11 protein-coding genes are annotated in these 14,451 nt (G+C 67.0%); 6 read left to right on the top strand and 5 right to left on the bottom strand.

Annotated elements, in window-relative coordinates; all coding sequences use genetic code 11:
* Positions 1-2: 2 nt before the first annotated feature.
* Positions 3-1,514: an ATP-binding response regulator gene (locus VN11_RS18575; protein ID WP_053450818.1), complete on the top strand. Its 1,512-nt coding sequence runs from the start codon at positions 3-5 to the stop codon at positions 1,512-1,514.
* 75 nt (positions 1,515-1,589) lie between these two features.
* Here VN11_RS18575 and VN11_RS18570 read toward each other — a convergent pair whose 3' ends face one another.
* Positions 1,590-2,333, bottom strand: coding sequence for a 20S proteasome subunit A/B (locus tag VN11_RS18570; RefSeq protein WP_053450817.1), 744 nt, complete (start codon positions 2,331-2,333; stop codon positions 1,590-1,592).
* A gap of 91 nt (positions 2,334-2,424) precedes the next feature.
* Between VN11_RS18570 and folK the strand changes: the two genes are divergently transcribed.
* Positions 2,425-2,910 (top strand): 2-amino-4-hydroxy-6-hydroxymethyldihydropteridine diphosphokinase, encoded by a 486-nt coding sequence (gene folK / locus VN11_RS18565; protein WP_053450816.1) that lies wholly within the window; start codon positions 2,425-2,427, stop codon positions 2,908-2,910.
* A 60-nt stretch (positions 2,911-2,970) separates the two neighbouring features.
* Here folK and VN11_RS18560 read toward each other — a convergent pair whose 3' ends face one another.
* Positions 2,971-3,708: a pteridine reductase gene (locus VN11_RS18560; RefSeq protein WP_008265570.1), complete on the bottom strand. Its 738-nt coding sequence runs from the start codon at positions 3,706-3,708 to the stop codon at positions 2,971-2,973.
* A gap of 59 nt (positions 3,709-3,767) precedes the next feature.
* Here VN11_RS18560 and VN11_RS18555 point away from each other — a divergent pair, with 59 nt between their 5' ends.
* The gene (locus VN11_RS18555) at positions 3,768-4,952 is read left to right on the top strand and encodes a class I SAM-dependent methyltransferase (protein ID WP_053450815.1); all 1,185 of its coding nucleotides are present in this window, start codon (positions 3,768-3,770) and stop codon (positions 4,950-4,952) included.
* Entirely contained in the window at positions 4,949-5,341 is a 393-nt protein-coding gene (locus VN11_RS18550; protein ID WP_049458854.1) for a VanZ family protein, read from the top strand. The genes VN11_RS18555 and VN11_RS18550 overlap by 4 nt, the downstream gene beginning before the upstream one ends.
* A 44-nt stretch (positions 5,342-5,385) precedes the next feature.
* Here the strand turns inward: VN11_RS18550 and VN11_RS18545 are convergent, their stop codons facing one another.
* From VN11_RS18545 to VN11_RS18535, 3 genes are all read right to left on the bottom strand, one after another.
* Positions 5,386-7,743 carry a beta-N-acetylhexosaminidase gene (locus VN11_RS18545; protein WP_053450814.1) on the bottom strand — a complete coding sequence of 786 codons (2,358 nt, stop codon included), beginning with the start codon at positions 7,741-7,743 and terminating at the stop codon, positions 5,386-5,388.
* Between the two features lie 111 nt (positions 7,744-7,854).
* The gene (locus VN11_RS18540) at positions 7,855-10,518 is read right to left on the bottom strand and encodes a TonB-dependent receptor (RefSeq protein ID WP_053450813.1); all 2,664 of its coding nucleotides are present in this window, start codon (positions 10,516-10,518) and stop codon (positions 7,855-7,857) included.
* Positions 10,519-10,661: 143 nt separating this feature from the next.
* Positions 10,662-11,678, bottom strand: a complete 1,017-nt coding sequence (locus VN11_RS18535; RefSeq protein ID WP_053450812.1) for a glucokinase family protein — start codon at positions 11,676-11,678, stop codon at positions 10,662-10,664.
* A gap of 376 nt (positions 11,679-12,054) precedes the next feature.
* Between VN11_RS18535 and VN11_RS18530 the strand changes: the two genes are divergently transcribed.
* Positions 12,055-13,344, top strand: a complete 1,290-nt coding sequence (locus VN11_RS18530) for a sugar MFS transporter (protein WP_053450811.1) — start codon at positions 12,055-12,057, stop codon at positions 13,342-13,344.
* A gap of 39 nt (positions 13,345-13,383) precedes the next feature.
* Positions 13,384-14,451, top strand: a complete 1,068-nt coding sequence (locus VN11_RS18525; RefSeq protein ID WP_006391719.1) for a LacI family DNA-binding transcriptional regulator — start codon at positions 13,384-13,386, stop codon at positions 14,449-14,451.

Genomic DNA, 14,451 nt, shown 5'->3' with positions numbered 1-14,451 from the left:
CCATGCCCCTGACCGGTCCCGCCCTGGGGGCGCTGCGCATCCTGCTGGTGGAGGATTCACCGGAAGATGCCGAGCTGATGTCCGAACAGATGCTCGATGCGGGGCTGGACGCCCGCTTCGAGCGCGTCGAGAGCGAGGCCGAACTGCGCCAGGCGCTGGCCGCGTTCCAGCCGGACATCGTGCTGTCCGACCTGAGCATGCCGGGCTTCTCCGGTGACGATGCGTTGCGCATCGTGCGCGAGACCTCGCCGGAAGTGCCCTTCATCTTCGTCTCCGGCACCATGGGTGAAGAGAACGCGGTAGCAGCGCTGCAGAAGGGCGCCAACGACTACATCATCAAGCACCAGCCGGCGCGCCTGCCGTCGGCGGTGGCGCGTTCGATCCGCGATGCGCGCAGTGCGGTCGAACGCGCACGCGTGGAAACCGAGCTGATGCGCGCGCAGCGGCTGGAAAGCCTGTCGCTGCTTGCCGCTGGTCTCAGCCACGACCTGCGCAACATCCTGCAGCCGCTGCTGATCATGCCGGACCTGCTGAAGGCGCGCACCGAAGATCCGCAGCTGCACCACCTGGCCGATGTCATCGCCGAGTGCGGCCGGCGCGGCCATGAGATGGCCGAGTCGATGCTGTCGTTCGTGCGCGGCTCGCGCAAGCCAAGCGAACGCATCGAGATCGACGGCCTGTTCGATGCGGTGGCGCTGCTGTTGCGCAGCAACGTACCCGACGCCGTACGGCTGGAACTGCAGGTGCAGGACCAGGGCCTGGTGGTCGACGCCAACTACACCGAGCTGCAGCAGGTGATGTTGAACCTAGCGTTGAACGCGATCCAGGCCATGCCCAATGGCGGCCGCCTGAGCCTGATTGCCAGCCATGCCGGCCAGCGCGATGGCGTGGACTGGATGCACATCCGGGTGGCCGACGAAGGCATCGGCATGGATGCGGACACGTTGTCGCACCTGTTCAACCCGTTCTTCACCACCAAGGCTGACGGCACCGGCCTGGGGCTGATGTCCTGCAAGCGCATCGTCGAAGGCGCCGGGGGCAGCATCCATGTCAGCAGCCAGCCGGGGCAGGGCACCTGTTTCGAACTGCGTCTGCCGATGCATGAGGCCAGCGACGGCAGCGAGCCGATCGAGCAGCTGGTGGCGCTGGGCAGCGGGCAGTCGATCCTGGTGGTCGATGGCGAGGCGACGCGCCTTTCGCTGCTCGGCAATGCGCTGTCCAGCCAGGGCTACCAGCTGCAGCTGGCCTCCGACGGCCCGGCCGCGCTGCGCTGGATGCAGCAGGAGGCGATGCCGGCACTGGTGATCGCCGATGCCGGTTCCAAGCTGCTGCCGGCCAGCCAGCTGCTGGGCGAGATGGCCGCGCTGGGTTACCGCGGCCCGGCACTGGTGCTGGAAGACACGACGGCAGCGGTGACGCCCGATGCGTTCCCGGCCGGCGTGGAGGTGCATGTGCTGCGCAAGCCGCTGCAGATGCAGCAGGTGTTCCGCGCGGTGGCCGAAGCGCTGGGCTGATGCCTGGGTAGTGTCGGCCGCTGGCCGGCATCGGCGTGCGGCGGGATCACTGCGGTTGCCGGCCAGCGGCCGGCACTACCGTTCGGTGGTTTCCCACGGGAACCGCGGCAGGCTGTCCACCGCCTGTTCCAGCCGCCGCGACCAGTTCTGGTGGATGTCGGCATACAGCGCCGAATCCGCGCCCAGCCGCAGCTGCTGGCCGATGCGCAGCTCGCCATCGCGCAGCAGTGCCAGGTCGATCGGCAGGCCCACCGACAGGTTGGAGCGGATGGTCGAATCGAGCGAGACGATCGCCGTGCGCGCCGCGTCTTCCAGCCGGGTGGCCGGGCTGAGGATGCGGTCGAGGATCGGCTTGCCGTATTTGGATTCGCCGATCTGCAGGTAGGGCGTCTCCGGCGAGGCGGCAATGGCATTGCCCAGCGGATAGATCATGTACAGCCCCGGCCGCTCGCCGGCGATCTGGCCGCCGAAGATCAGCGTGGCCTGGGTGTTGACCCCGTCATGGCCGTGCTCGCTGTGGCTGCTGTGCACCTGGCTGTCGACCAGCAGCTGGCCGACGTACTCGGCGGCCTCGAAAAGATGGGCCATGTCGCGCAGGTTGGGCGTGCGCCGTTCGCCGGCATCGCGCCCCAGCCGTGACACCAGCAGCTGGGTGGTGGCCAGGTTGCCCGCCGCCATCAGCACGTAGGCTGCCTGGCCGGGATACTCGAACACGTGCAGCTTGCGATGCACGCGCACATCGTCCAGCGAGGCATTGGTCCGGGTATCGGCGGCGAAGACCAGGCCCTCGTCGACCTCGATTCCAACGCAATAGGTCATGTCGGTGCCCTATCATGTGCGTCCCGGATTGTAGGCAGGCCGCCGTGACGACGGCATGTCCACGCCCCCCAAGTGCCATCACCTGAACCGCATGACCACCGTGCTCCTGAGCCTGGGCAGCAACGTCCAGCCCCGCCGCTACCTCCACGCCGCGGTGACGGCCCTGCGCGAGCGCTTCGGCGCGCTGCAGGTGTCGCCCGCCTACCGTACCGCCGCGGTTGGCTTCGATGGCCCGGCCTTCCTCAACAACGCAGTGGCGATCGAGACCGGCCTGCCGCTGCAGGCGCTGGATGACTGGCTGCATGCGCTGGAAGACGCGCATGGCCGTGATCGCAGCGGGCCGCGCTTTTCCGACCGGACCCTGGACATCGACGTGGTGTTCTACGGCGACCTGGTGGTGGAAGGCCCCGGCCACCTGCGCATTCCGCGCCCGGAACTGAAGCATGCCTTCGTGCTGAAGCCGCTGGCCGACATCGCGCCGGATTTCATCGATCCGGTCAGCGGGCAGGACCTGGCTGCGCTGTGGCGCGCGCACCCGCAGTTCGGCGAGGCGTTCGAGGTGGTTGACCTCGGATGACGGCGGTTGCCGGCCAGCGGCCGGCACTACCGGTAATGCCGGCCGCTGGCCGGCAACATTTCAGCTGACCGTACGCCCACCGTCCACGCGCAGGGTATGGCCGGTGACGAAGCTGGCCTCGGCCACCAGCCAGTACACCGCCTCGGCGATCTCCTCGACCGTGCCGATCCGTGCCAGCGGCGTGCGCGCCAGCAGCGCCTCGCGGGCGAAATCATCCTTACCCTGTTCCGGCCACAGGATCGCGCCGGGCGCCACCGCATTGACCCGCACCTTCGGCGCCAGCTCCAGCGCCAGCGAACGGGTGGCCATTTCCAGCGCGGCCTTGGCCATGGTGTAGGCGATGTGGTCACGCATCGGATCGGTGCCGTGCAGGTCGGTCAGGTTGACGATGCAGCCCTGCTGGCGGCGCAGGTAGGGCGCGGCTGCCTGTGACAGCAGCAGTGGCGCGCGCGCGTTGACCGCATACAGCTCGTCCATCGCCTCGGCAGTGACCTGGCCGAGCGGGGTGGGGAAGAAGTTGGAGGCGTTGTTGACCAGCGCGTCCAGGCGGCCGAAGTGGGTGACGGCCTGTTCCACCAGGTCGGGCAGGGCGTCGGCGTCGCGCAGGTCGGCCTGCAGGGCCAGCACGCTGCCCGGGCGTACGTTGTCGAAATCGAACGCGGCCTGCTGCAGTTCGGCGCTGGAGGTGTTGGCGTGCAGCACCACCGACCAGCCACAGGCGTGGAACTGGCGGGCGATGGCCGCACCGATCCGGCGCGCGCTGCCGGTGATCAGGACCACGGGGTGGGTATCGCTCATCGAGGGTCCTCCAAGGCTCGGCTATCCTGTGCACCATTGTCACCGCATTCGAAGACGCCATGCAGCCCACCTTCCCCCTGCCCGAAGCCGATGCCCTGGCCCACAGCGACCAGCTGGCCGCCGCCCTGCGCGCCGAGATCCTTGCGCAGGGCGGGGCAATGCCGTTCTCCCGCTTCATGGAGCTGTGCCTGTACACCCCGGGCTGGGGCTATTACAGCGCCGGCGCCAGCAAGTTCGGTGGCAGCGGCGACTTCACCACCGCGCCCGAGCTCGGCAGCCTGTTCGCCGGCAGCGTGGCCAATGCCCTGGCGCCGGTATTCGCCCAGCTGGGTGCGCAGGCGCGGATGCTGGAGCTGGGCGGCGGTACCGGTGCCTTCGCCGAGGCCGTGCTGCTGCGCCTGGCGGAGCTGGACGCGCTGCCCTCGCGCTACGCCATCCTCGAACCCAGCGCCGACCTGCGCGAGCGCCAGCAGCAGCGCCTGCAGCAGAATCTGCCGGCCGAGCTGGTCGCGCGCGTGGACTGGATCGACCGCCCGTTCGAAGAGGACTGGGAGGGCGTGGTGTTCGCCAACGAGGTGATCGACGCGCTGCCGACGCCGCGCTTCCTGATCCGCGACGGCGAGGTCTATGAGGAAACCGTCGAGCTGGACGCCGAAGGTCGCTTCATCCGCGGCGCGCAGCCGGCCGACATCCTGCTCAACGGCGCGGTGCGCCATATCGAGCGCTATCTGGAGAAGCCCTTCGCCGAGGGCTACCGTTCCGAAGTGCTGCCGCAGCTGCCGTACTGGTTGCAGGCAGTGGCCGGTGGCCTGCAGCGCGGTGCGATGTTGTTCGTCGACTATGGCTACAACCGCGGCGAGTTCTACCAGCATGACCGCGACGATGGCACTGTGCGTGCGTTCTACCGCCACCACGTGCACAACGACGTGCATCGCTGGCCGGGCCTGCAGGACATCACCGCCTCGGTGGACTTCACCGCGATGGCCGAAGCGGGCCTGCACGGTGGTTTCGAGCTGGCCGGCTACTGCAGCCAGGCCAGTTTCCTGCTTGGCAACGGGCTGGACCAGGTATTGCTGCTGGCCGAGGAGCGCACCGATGAAGTCGGCCGCATCCAGCTGCGCGACCAGGTGAAGAAGCTGACCCTGCCGACCGAAATGGGCGAGCGCTTCCAGGCAATCGGCCTGCAGCGTGGCGTCGATTTCGAGCCGGCCTTCGAATTGGGTGACCTGAGCTGGCGGCTGTGAGTGATGCTCGGCCGCTGATCAAGCCGCTGCGCAGGCCGCGGCTGTGGACCGTGCTGTGGGCGCTGGCGGTACTGCTGGTGATCGTGGTGTGCCTGATCCCGCCGCCGCCGATTCCGTTGCCGGAAAACAGCGACAAGGGCGAGCACTTCCTGGCCTATTTCATCCTGGCCGGAAGCGCAGTGCAGCTGTTCCGGCGCGGCCGCCCGCTGCTGTGGGTGGGCGTGGGACTGGTGCTGATGGGCATCGGCATTGAGTTCGCGCAGGGCGCGCTGACCAGCAACCGCACGGCTGATCCGATGGATGCGCTGGCCAACACGATCGGCGTGCTGGCCGGCATGGCTACCGTATTGACCCCGCTGCGCGATCTACTGCTGCGCTGGCGCGGGTAAAGGCGTGCCAACCAAGGTTGGCACCCACCAGGACAGACCTGCCCTCATTTCCCCAGCGTCACCTCATCCAGCACCCACATCGCCGGGCGCGTATCGCCGGTGAAGTTGATGCACAGGTCGCCGTTACCCTGGCTACCCTTCGGCAGCGTTGCACGCAGGGTCACGAAGCCATCGGCATCCGGCTGGGCCGGCAACGCAACTTCGGCCAGCACCTTGCCGCTGCAGTCGCCACGGCGCACCTGCATCTCGCCATGCGCACGCTTGGCTTTCTCGAAGCGACGCTTGGGTTCGTCATGGGCCAGCTGGAAGTAGTACGGAATACGGCCCGCACGCACTTCCACGCTGCCGACGCCGTCCAGCTGCGCCTGTGGCCAGCGCCAGCACGGCTGGAAGATGTCGACGTTGAACACCGCACGGGTGCCTTCGCGCGGGCCATCGTCCTCCAGTCGCAGCACCAGGCCCTTCTTGCCCACACAACTGAGCAGCTCATCGCTGCGGCGGCTGAGCAGCGACTGCGCGGTGAACGCGGCGACGGTCGGCTTTGCGGCCAGCATCTGGCCCTGATAGAACGCGGCGGCCTGCACCGTGGCCGGCAGCGTCGCGGTCAGCGGCTGCTGGTACAGCGGCGACTGCGCGCTGACCGGCTGGCCATCGATGCTGTAGCGCACCTCATAGCCCAGCGGGTTGGCCAGCGATACGGTCACGGTGTTGGCGGTGCGGTTGTCGGTGTAATCCACACCCACTTCGAACGGCGTCTGCGCATAGGCCAGGCCCCAGGCGCGGTAGCGCTGCAGCTGCGCCGGCAGGCGCGCGAGGAAGTCGCGGAAATCGCGGTGTTCCGGCGTGCTCCAGCCGGTCTCGGCCACAGCGGCCAGGCGCGGGAACAGGTTGTGCTGCAGGCGTGCATAGCTGCGCGTGTGCTCGGTGAACATGTTGGCCTGCAGGCCCAGGATGTGCCCGCGCTTGTCGGCAGCCAGTTCGGCCGGCACCGGCTCGAAGTTGTACAGCTTGCCAAGGTTGACCTGGGCCGGGCGGCCCGGCGGTTCATTCGGCGAGGCGGTCTGCAGGTAATCCAGGTACAGGTAGCCGACCGGCGACATGATCACGTCATGGCCGGCACTGGCCGCGGCCAGGCCGCCTTCGGTGCCCTGCCACGACATCACCGTGGCCTGCGGCGGCAGGCCGCCTTCGAGGATCTCGTCCCAGCCGATCAGCCGGCGGTCGTGTTCCTCCAGGAAGGTCTCCAGGCGCTTGATGATGTGGCTCTGCATGGCCATCTCATCCTTGATGCCCAGCGCACGCATGCGCTGCTGCACCTGCTTCGATGCGATCCACTGGTCCTTCACCGCCTCGTCGCCACCCACGTGCACGTATTTGGCGGGGAACAGCTGGATCACTTCTTCCAGCACGTTCTCGAGGAAGGTGACGGTGCTGTCTTCCACGTTGAACAGGTTCGGGAACACGCCCCACTCGCTGATCGGCTTCAGCGGGGTACTGATCGAGCCCAGCTCCGGGTAGGCGGCAATCGCCGCGGTGGCATGGCCGGGCACGTCGATTTCCGGAATGACTTGGATATGCAGCGCGGCTGCATAGGCGATCACTTCGCGGATCTGCTCCTGCGTGTAGAAGCCGCAGTATGGATGCTCCTGGCCACTGACCGGGTCGATGCCGCCGTCACCGGCGGGCAGGCGGCAGCTGCCCACTTCGGTCAGCTTCGGGTAGCGCTTGATCTCCATGCGCCAGCCCTGGTCGTCGGTCAGGTGCCAGTGGAAGGTGTTGAGCTTGTGCGCGGCCATCGCGTCGAGCACGCGTTTGATCTCGTCCAGGCTCTGGAAATGCCGCGCCGAGTCGAGCATGAAGCCGCGCCAGCTGAAGCGCGGCGCATCCTGGATCTGCACCGCTGGCAGCACGCCGTTGCTGCCGCCGGTGGCGAGCTGGGCGAGGGTGGTTGCGCCATAGAACAGGCCGGTCTCGTTGCCGGCCTGGATCACCACGCCCTGCGCGGTGCTGTCCAGCGTGTAGCTTTCGCCGCTGTCGCGGAAGGTGGGCACGATCTGGAAACGGATGCTACCGGCCTTGCCTGCTGCCTTGCCCTTGGCCAGGGCCAGGCGCGGGCCACCACTGCGGGCCAGCAGGTCGGCGAACTGCGAGGCGACCCGCTGCGCGGCTTCGCCTTCGGCGTGCAGTACGGTATCGGCACGGACAGTGATGCCGCTGCCCTGGCCACGCTGCACGTTGGACGGCGCGGGAATCAGCATCAGGCTGCCGGCGCGCAGCTGCGGGCCGGGCGCTTCTGCGGCGGGCGTGGGATCGGCGGCGAGTGCCGGCATCGCCGGCAGCAGGGCGAGCAGGCTGCCCAGCAGCACTGCGCTGCGCATCCGGGCGCGGGAAGGCTTGACCATCGGTACGACTCCTTGGAACGGTGCGATGAACGCTATACATGAAAAACGCCGGGCCCGGAATGACCCAGGCCCGGCGTGCGTGCACGACTCGGCGATGTTGCCGCCGCTGGATCAGTACTTGAAGCGGAAGTTGAGGTAGTACTGGCGACCGTTGCTGTAGAACGAGGTCGGGATGGCCGCGGTCTGGTAGTACTTGTAGGTCGGGTTGTTGAGGTTCAGGCCATCCAGGCTGATGCTCAGCCAGTCGGTGGCCTTGTAGCTCACCGATGCCGACAGCGTGCCGAAGTCATCCTGGTAGTACGGGTTGGTGCCCGACAGGCTGATCAGGAACGAAGAACGTCGGGTGTAGCTGACCCGGGCGCCGAAGCGCTCGTTCTCGAAGTAGGCACCCACGTTGTAGGTGTTCTTCGAGGTGCCCAGCAGGTTGTGCGAGCCATCCGACCAGGTGTGCGAGGTGGTGCCATTGGCGTAGGTGTAGTTGGCATTGATGCCGAAGTACTCGCCGATCGGCTGTTCGTAGGCCACTTCCACGCCGGTGACCTTGCCGTCGGCATTGATCGGGGTGGAGATCTGGTAGGTCTCAAGCCGGTTGGTCAGTTCGCTGTACAGCTGGCGCGAGACCACGTCGAAGGCGATGTAGTCCTTCAGGTCCATGTGATAAGCGCCCACCGACAGCATGCCGCGCGGCATGAAGTACCACTCCAGGTTGGCATCCAGGTTGGTCGACAGGGTCGGCTTGAGGTTCGGGTTGCCACCGCCGCCGGTCCGGTTCAGGTCCGAACCGTACGAGGAGGCACCCAGCGCCGAGTAGTCCGGCAGGGTCTGCGTCTGCGAAGCGGCGACGCGCAGCACCAGCTTGTCGTCCAGGTCGAACTTGATGTTGGCGCTGGGCAGCACACGGTTGCGCTTGTTCTGGAAGGCCAGGCGCTCCCACATGCCGAACAGGCTGCTGACATCGGCGTCGGCGGCCTTGCTGACGGCGTTGTAGGTGTCAATGTCCTGCTTGATGTTGACGTAGCGCAGGCCGACGTTGCCGCTCCACCAGTCGCCGCGGAAGTTGGCCTGCACGTAGCCGGCGAAGTTCTTTTCCTTCACCTTCCACTCGGCGCCGTAGTTATGGCGACCGGTCGGGCCATCATTGCCGGCCAGCCAGGTGGAGTTGTTGGTCACCGCGTCCTTCAGCGCACCCGGGGTGAAGTACCAGAGGTTGCGCGGGAAGGTGCCGCCGATGTCACCGGCAAAGCCACTCGGATAGTTGGCCGTGGCACCGTTCTTCAGCGCGCTCCAGATGTCACCCGGGGTTGCACCTTCCGGCGACAGCGCTTCGCGCTTGTGGTCGGCGAAACGCAGGCCGAAGTCGATCGAGCTCAGCACGCCGCCATCATTGAAGTACTGGTTGAAGTCGAGCGTGGCCCACTTCTCCTTGTCTTCAGCCGTGACCTGCTGGTTGCCCCAGGTGCCGAAGCTGGTCACGCCGTTGGGCGAGATATCGCCGCCGACATTCCAGTCGATCGGCGAGCCATTGCCGTGCGTGGCCCAGCTGGCGCCGCCACCGTTGGCCAGGGTGACCTCGGCGATGTACTGGCGCGGCGTTTCGCCGGTGCCCTTGGTGCTGCCGGCCTGGAACTTGGCGGTCAGGTTGTCGTTGATCTGCCAGTCGGCATCGAAGGTGACATAGCTCGACTTGGCCTTCGACTCGCGGTAGATCATGTCGTACACCGCGTAGTCGGTGCCCGGCACGCCCTTGTAGGTGGCGTTGGTCAGCACGCCATCCTTGATCACATAGCCCGGATCCGGCGCCTGCGACTTGGCGAAGCTGTTGCCGAACATCATGAAGTTGCGGTTGTAGTTGTTCGCCTTCAGTTCGGAGCTGAAACCGTTCAGGCCCAGGGTGAGGTTGTCGCTCGGCTTGAACTGCAGCGAGACCAGGCCACCCTTGCGCTCACGGGTCTGTTCGAACAGGGTCGAACCCAGCAGGCCCGGTACATTGACGCCGATCAGGTCGGGGTTGGTCTTGGCCACCGGATCACCGGCGCCGATCTTGAAGAAGCCGCCCGGGATTTCCTGCGCTTCACGGCGCAGCTCACGCTTCTGGCTGAAGCCCTGCACCATCACGCCGAAGGTGCCTTCGTCGTTCTTGTAGTTGAACAGTGCCGAATACTGCGGGTCGTTCGACTTGGCCTGGTCCGAGCGCACCATGCCGATCGAGCCTTCAGCGGTGAACTGCTTGGAAAATTCCAGCGGCTTGCGGGTGATGATGTTGACGGTACCGGTGGTGCCGCCGTCCTGCAGCTTGGCCTGCGAGGACTTGTTCACTTCCACCGAGCTGACCAGCTCCGACGGCAGCAGCGAGTAGCTGACGCTGCGGCCGACGTTGTTGCCCTGGCTGAGCACGAACCAGTCGGCCGAGCCGACGGTATGGCCGTTGATCAGGGTCTGGGTCAGGCTCGGGCTGGTGCCGCGCAGGCTGACACGGTCGGCTTCGTCGAAGCCGCCTTCGTCGGCGCTGGACGAGCTGATGTTGACGCCGGGCAGGCGCTGCAGGGTATCGGCGACGTTGTGCGCCGGCAGCTTGCCGACGTCTTCGGCGGTGACCACTTCCACGCGCGCATTGGCTTCGCGCTTGGTGTCCAGCGACTTTTCCATCGAACCACGGATACCGGTGACCGTCACGGTGTCCAGGTCGGTGGCGGTCTGGGCGGCCTGCTGCGCGTGCGCACTGAAGGCGATGCAGCTGACGATGGCGGCCGAAAGCAGGGTCTTGCGGGTGTTCATGATGTCTCTCCTCATCACTCGATTGGATGCCGGCGGCGGTGTTCGATTACGGTTGCGAAGACATGCGCGGGGTGGCGGCGAAGTCCCGTGCGTTGGCGTGCCACGTACTGCGTGCTGCGATTGCGTTGAAGCCTGTTGCGGTGTCAGGCGGCCGACTGCTGCAGGTACCAGCTGGCAGCGCCGACCACGCCCAGCTGGCCGTGCTCGACGACCTTCACCGGGATGCGTGCCAGTGCTTCGCCCATCGGCCCCTTCTGCAGGTAGCGTTCGACGAAGGTGCTGGCGTGCAGGTATTCGCGGATCTGCGGCAGGATGCCGCCGGCCAGGTAGACGCCACCATGGGCGCCGTAGAACAGCGCCATGTCACCGATGGTGCTGCCGAGCAGGCCGCAGAACACATCCAGCGCCTGGCGTGCGTGCGCATCGGTATCGGCCATGGCGGCGGCGGTGACCGCATCCGGGCTGGTCAGGGTCGGTGCCTGCCCCTGCAGCGCACATACCGCGCGGTACAGGTTGATCAGGCCCGGGCCGGAAATCGCATGCTCGATCGACACGTGCGCGCGGTCGCGCTGCATGTGGCGGACGATGGCCATTTCCAGTTCGGTGCTGGCGGCCAGGGTCGGCTGGCCGGCTTCCGTCGGCAGCACCACCGGGCCGTGCGCGGTGGGAATCCACAGCGCGGCGCCGAGGCCGGTGCCCGGGCCGACCACCAGGGTCGGGCCGCGCGCAGCGGTCTCTGGTCCGCACAGGTGCAGCACGCCGCTGGCGTCCACCTGCGCGGCGGCGTAGGCCACCGCTTCAAAGTCGTTGACGATGTAGACCCGCTGCAGGCCGACGTCGGCTTCCACCTGGCGCGCCGACAGCGGCCACGGCAGGTTGGCGGTGATCACCGTGCCGTCCTCGCGGGCATAGCCGGCGCTGGCAACCACGCAATGCGTGGGCCGCGGGCCTTCGCCGAGGAAGTCGGACAGGATCGCGCTGAGGCCGGCATGGTCGGCATTGCGGTACTTGCGGTATTCCAGCACCTGCACCGGGTGGGCGGTATCACCACTGGCCTGGACCCGGGCCACGCGCACATGGGTGCCACCGACGTCGGCGGCCAGGAACGAGGGCGCGACTCGGGACAGGACATGGGCCGGGGCGGGGTGGCTGGCGGTCACGCGGGCTCCTGCTGCAGGTGGGGCCGACCCCGGGATCAGGGGCGGCGATTGGGGCGGAGTCTGTAACCCCGCTGACAACGATGTCAACGAGTTCGTGACACTTTCGTTGCTGCGCCGCAACGAATACGACATGCAGTAAACGTTTACATGGCGTGAGCATGGGTTTCACACGGGAACCGTTGCTGCATGGGGCTCAAGGGCTACAGCGCATTCAGCCCGATCGGCCGGGATCGGCTTGCGCAGTGCAGCACGAGGTTCGCGGGGCGGTGCAGGGAAGTTGACAAACCGCCGTTGTCCATCGAAAGAATGTGACAACGTTGTTCCCAGCCACTCTCCGACGCCGCGTTCTGCGGCCGTCGCCGCAGGAGCCCTCCTGATGTCCGCCGTCCCCGCTGCAAGCGCGCGCCCGAACGTGGCCACCTCCATCGCCATCGTCGGCGTGCTGTTCTTCCTGATCGGCTTCTTCACCTGGCTCAACGGGCCACTGATCACCTTCGTCAAGCTCGCCTTCGAACTCAGCGAGGTCGGCGCCTTCCTGGTGCTGATGGTGTTCTACCTGTCCTACTTCTTCCTGGCCCTGCCGTCGTCGTGGATCCTGCGCCGCACCGGCATGAAGAAGGGCCTGAGCCTGAGCCTGCTGGTGATGGCCGGTGGTGCCGCGCTGTTCGGCGAATTCGCCACCCAGCGCTGGTACCCGGGCGCGCTCGGCGGCCTGTTCGTGATCGGCAGCGGCCTGGCCCTGCTGCAGACCGCGATCAACCCCTACATCTCCATCCTCGGCCCGATCGAGACCGCGGCGCGGCGCATCGCGCTGATGGGCATCTGCAACAAGATCGCCGGCATGCTGGCGCCGGTACTGATCGGTACCGTGGTGCTGCACGGCATCGGTGACCTGTCGGCCAGCGTGGCCGTTGCCGATGAAGCGACCAAGGCGCAGCTGCTCAACGATTTCGCCGCCAAGATCCACGCGCCGTACCTGGCCATGGCCGGTCTGCTGGTGCTGCTGGCGGTGGCCGTGCTGTTCTCGCCGCTGCCGGAAATCAAGTCCGCCGAAGCCAACGCCACGCCCACCACCGCCGGTGCCGCCGAGCGCCGCAGCATCTTCCAGTTCCCGCACCTGTGGCTGGGCGTGCTGTGTCTGTTCGTGTACGTGGGCGTGGAGGTGATGGCCGGCGATGCGATCGGTACCTACGGCCACGGCTTCGACCTGCCGCTGGACCAGACCAAGATGTTCACCTCGCTGACCCTGTTTGCCATGCTCATCGGCTACGTGGTCGGCCTGCTGCTGATCCCGAAGGTGGTCTCGCAGTCGCGCTACCTGACCATTTCCGCCGTGCTGGGCGTGGTGTTCTGCCTTGGCGCCTGGGTCACCCACGGCTACGTCTCGGTGGGCTTCGTGGCCGCACTGGGCTTTGCCAACGCGATGATGTGGCCGGCGATCTTCCCGCTGGCGATCCGTGGCCTGGGCCGCTTCACCGAAACCGGTTCGGCGCTGCTGGTGATGGGCATCGCCGGCGGCGCGATCATTCCCCAGCTGTTCGCCGTGCTCAAGCAGCACATCGACTTCCAGCTGGTGTTCGTGCTGCTGATGGTGCCGTGCTACCTGTACATCCTGTTCTACTCGGTGATCGGCCATCGCGCCGGCCTGCCGCAGGACAAGGCCTGATCGGCGATGATGGACGGCAGCCAACCCCAGGGAAAACCCATGCGCAGAGCGACCATCAAGGACGTTGCGGAGAAGGCCAAGGTCTCGCTGAAGACGGTCTCGCGGGTGATCAACAACGAGCCCTCGGTGATGCAGGCCACCCGTGCACGGGTGCTGCGTGCCATCGCCGAGCTCGACTACGAGCCCGACCCGTCCGCGCGCAACCTGCGCAGCGGCACCACCTTCGTGATCGGGCTGGTCTACGACAACCCCAACCCGTACCACATCATCGGCGTGCAGAACGGCGTGCTGGCCGCGTGCCGCGAGACCGGCTTCGGCCTGCAGATCCATCCCTGCGATTCCAGCTCGCCGCTGCTGGCCGATGAACTGGCCGACTGGGTGCAGCGTTCGCGCCTGGCCGGGCTGGTGCTGACCGCACCGATGTCCGAGCGCCGCGACCTGATCCAGGCGTTGACCGCGCGTGGCATCAAGCTGGTGCGCATCATCGCCGCCACCGAAGACCCGGCCGACGGCGCCTGTGTGTTCGTCGACGACCGCGAGGCCGCCTACGAAATCACCGAGCACCTGATCCAGCTGGGCCACCAGCGCATCGGCTTCCTCTGGGGCGGCATCTCGCACCGCTCCTCCGGCGAGCGCTATGCCGGTTACGAGGCTGCGCTGAAGGACTACGGCATGACCGTGGACAAGCACCTGGTGGTGCAGGGTGATTACACCTTCGACGACGGTTTCCGCGGCGCGCGCCGCCTGCTGGCGCTGCGCGAGCCTCCCACCGCCATCTTCGGCTCCAACGATGAAATCGCCGCCGGCGTGCTGGCCGCCGCCAAGTCGGCCGGCATGAACGTGCCCTATGACCTGTCCATCGCCGGGTTCGAGGACAGCCCGTTCTCGCGCCAGTCGTGGCCGCCGCTGACCACCGCCAAGCAGGCCACCGAGGACATCGCCCGCCACGCCGCACGCCTGCTGATCGCGCAGCTGCGCAGCGACGCCTACGACGACGCGCCGGCACCGCTGCACAACCAGGGCTTCGTGCCACAACTGGTGGTGCGCGGTTCTACGGCGCCGATGCGCCCGGCCGGCGCACGCCCCCTTCCTTCCGATCCTGCCTGA

Source organism: Stenotrophomonas maltophilia, from assembly GCF_001274595.1.
Lineage (GTDB): Bacteria > Pseudomonadota > Gammaproteobacteria > Xanthomonadales > Xanthomonadaceae > Stenotrophomonas > Stenotrophomonas forensis.
Note: the sequence above shows the minus strand (reverse complement) of the source record. Positions and strands in the feature narration are given on the sequence as shown.